Here is a 2,859-nt window from a genome sequence, read left to right as displayed (position 1 = left end):
GGGGCCGCCGCGCCTCCGACCGCGGATCGTACAGCCGCTTTGCCAAGGCGGTCGCCGAGGCGGAACTCACCCGCTTCATCAAGCCCGACCTGCAGGCGGACCTGTTCAGCTGGAGCGTTGACGAGGCGGCCATTGCCCGCGCCGAGCTTTTCGACGGCAAGCTCGCGCTCCTGACCAATGTCGCCGATCTCGGCGCGGCCGAAGCCGTCGCCCGCTACAAGTCGCTGGCCGACATCGAGCGCGGGTTCCGCGTCCTGAAGTCAGACATCGAGATCGCTCCGGTCCACCACCGCCTGCCGGATCGCATCCGCGCCCATGCCCTCATCTGCTTCCTGGCCCTGGTCCTCTACCGCGTCATGCGGATGCGGCTGAAGGCGAAGGGCCATTCCGCCAGCCCGCGCACCGCGCTCGACCTGCTCGCGCGCATTCACCGCCATGAGGCCCGGATTGCCGATCGGAAGCTCGACGGCATCACCACCCCAAGCCCCGAACAATTGGAGCTCTTCGACACACTGAACCTGTCAAAACCCGCCTGACCAAGCCGCTGTAGTTACATTTTCGGCATTTGCGCCTTAACAATATCAGCCACTTACGCGTCTAGCTGTCGAACTAGGGGAAGCCATTCCGTCGGGGCGTCGCGGCCGTCAGCAGGCCTACAGCGACGCGGCGATCCAGGCCTGCCTTACCCTCAAGATCCTCCTCGGGGTGCCGCTCCGCCAGGGTGAGCCAGTGAGGCGCCATTGGTTCGAGCCCACTGGCGAACGGTTTCGTGGCGAGCCTGCTCGAACTGTCTAGGCTCGACTGGTCCGTGCCGAACTTCAGCACTCTGTCACGCCGCCAGAGTGAGACGGGACCGTGGCGCCAGTGGCGCCGCGACAGCCCGTCGAACATTAGACGTGATCATTCCGTATCGCGGCTCGAAGGGGCAGCTGCACCTGCTCGTCCCCTCTCGGGCATTGCTGCGCAATACCCTGCCGGGCAGCGGACAGCACCGGCATCAAGGTGGAAGGCGAAGGCGAGTGGCATACGCGCAAGCATGGCGGCTCGAAACGGCGCATTCGCGGTGCCGCTCGGACCGGTGGCGCGGCCCGCTCATGGCGCAAGATTCACCTCGGAATCGACGAGGAAACATTGGAAATCCGGGCCGTCGAGGTGACGTCCGGCAATGTCGGCGATGCGCCGATGCTGCCGGACCTGCTTGCCCAGATCCCGGGGGAGGAGGAGATCGGATCTGTTGCGCAAATCCCGCGAGGGATTCATCTCGTGAATCCATCACGGCAGCTGTGCATCATGAGCAGCGCGGCCCCCCCGACGATCTGGTTCGACCCCGAGATGAGCTGGGATGCCACGCCGTCGGGCCGGCTCGGCCGCCAGCAGACCTATGGCAGTGCCGCCATCCCGGCCTGCCTTGCCTTGAAAATCCTATTCAGCATGGTGCCGCGACAGACGACCGGGGTCGTCGAGAGCTTGCTGCGGCTGGTCGGCCCGGACTGGACGGTGCCCGGCTTCGGCACGCGATCCCGGCGTCAGGAGTCCTTGGCGGCGACCATCCCCTGCCGCGGCTCCAAGGGCCCGCTCCATCTGCTGATCGACAGCACGGGATCAAGGTCGAGGGTGAAGGCGAGTGGCACGCTCTAACAGGCTGCAGAAAAAGTCGGGCGAGCGGAATTGTCTTCCGTCTCGCTGGGCGTGATTGCGCTATCTTCCATCCGTTCCCTGCCACTTGGCGCAGATGGCGCCGCGGCCGCCGTCTTCAGATGGCCAGCAGCCGCGGCAGCCGGGCAAGATTTGCCGCCGCCAGCGCGAGGATGAAGCGCGAGCGCAGCCTCTCGACGCCGCGATAGACCGCCTGCGCCGCGCCGCCGACCGTCTTTGACCATCCGAAAAGCTCCTCGATGCGTTTCCGGGGCCGTTGCGAGAGGGCATGGCCCTCGTGCCGCGTGGTCCGTCTGCCGATGGCCGAAAACCGCGCCTTCTGCGCGACATGCGGGGCGATGCAGGCCCGCCGGCAATCGGCCGCGAACCCGGCCACGTCATGGGTGTCGCCAGCGGTCGCTCGGACCGGTGGCGCAATCGCCGGCAACTCCGCGCCCGGCGTCAGCCGTCTCGTCGACCCCGGCGACTGCCGGTGCATCATGTCGAGCGCCGCCTTGCGTTCGGCACGGCCACAGGCCTGGGTCAGCTCGCCCTGGACCGCAAGCCCGCTGCGCAATCGGCGCGTTCCCCGGACCGGTGGCGGAACACGCCTCATCTCCATGACAGCATGCCCCATGAAGCACAGCATCGCGCCGGTGCCGGGCGACTTCCGGTAGAGCCGCGCCTCCGGATCGGTGGTCGAGGCATGCGTCGTGTTCGAGCGCTTCTCGCCCTTGAAGTTCACTTCGGCATTGCGGCTGCGGCTGGCGGGGCGGGCCATCGGGCGGGGTTCCGGACCGGGCTGCGGGGACGGGTCCTGCGGGGCGGCATCCTGTGCCGGAGGATCGCCGGGATCGCCGTCCTTCGGCGGCCTGCCATCCTCCTTCGGCCGGAGGCTCTTCATCGACGCCCAGGCTTTCACTAGCGTGCCGTCGACCGAGAAATGGTCGTCCGACAGCAGCGGCGCGACCTCGCGATGCGCCAGGAATGAGGAGGATCGGAAAACCGTCCGGGGGACGGTTTCCCCGACGAATGCCATCACCTTGCGCGACATGTCCGAAGTCAGCAGCCGGTCGCGGTTCCTGCTGAACACGGTCGGGACCCAAACCGCGTCGTCGATGCCGAGGCCGACGAACCAGCGGAACAGCAGGTTGTCGTCCAGCTGCTCCATCAGCTGCCGTTCGGAGCGGGCCGAGCAGAGGATCTGGAGCAGGCTGGCCCGGA

The 2,859-nt window shown here is 67.2% G+C and carries 2 protein-coding genes and 1 pseudogene; 2 read left to right on the top strand and 1 reads right to left on the bottom strand.

Annotation, left to right across the window (positions count from 1 at the left end; translation table 11 throughout):
- Together FGX59_RS36390 and FGX59_RS40000 are read left to right on the top strand one after the other, a co-directional pair.
- Positions 1–536, top strand: a 536-nt coding sequence (locus FGX59_RS36390) for an IS1634 family transposase (protein ID WP_138473419.1), incomplete at its 5' end; no start/stop codon positions are given.
- Positions 537–618: 82 nt separating this feature from the next.
- A pseudogene (locus tag FGX59_RS40000) lies at positions 619–1,638 on the top strand (transposase); the annotation flags it as partial.
- Positions 1,639–1,753: 115 nt separating this feature from the next.
- Here FGX59_RS40000 and FGX59_RS36375 read toward each other — a convergent pair.
- The coding region (locus FGX59_RS36375; RefSeq protein WP_138473418.1) for a transposase at positions 1,754–2,859 on the bottom strand (1,106 nt) is incomplete at its 5' end.

It is taken from the genome of Poseidonocella sp. HB161398 (genome assembly GCF_005870025.1).
In the GTDB taxonomy this organism is placed as follows: domain Bacteria; phylum Pseudomonadota; class Alphaproteobacteria; order Rhodobacterales; family Rhodobacteraceae; genus Mangrovicoccus.
The sequence above is the reverse complement of the archived record's forward strand: the minus strand, read 5'-3'. Positions and strand labels throughout refer to the sequence as shown.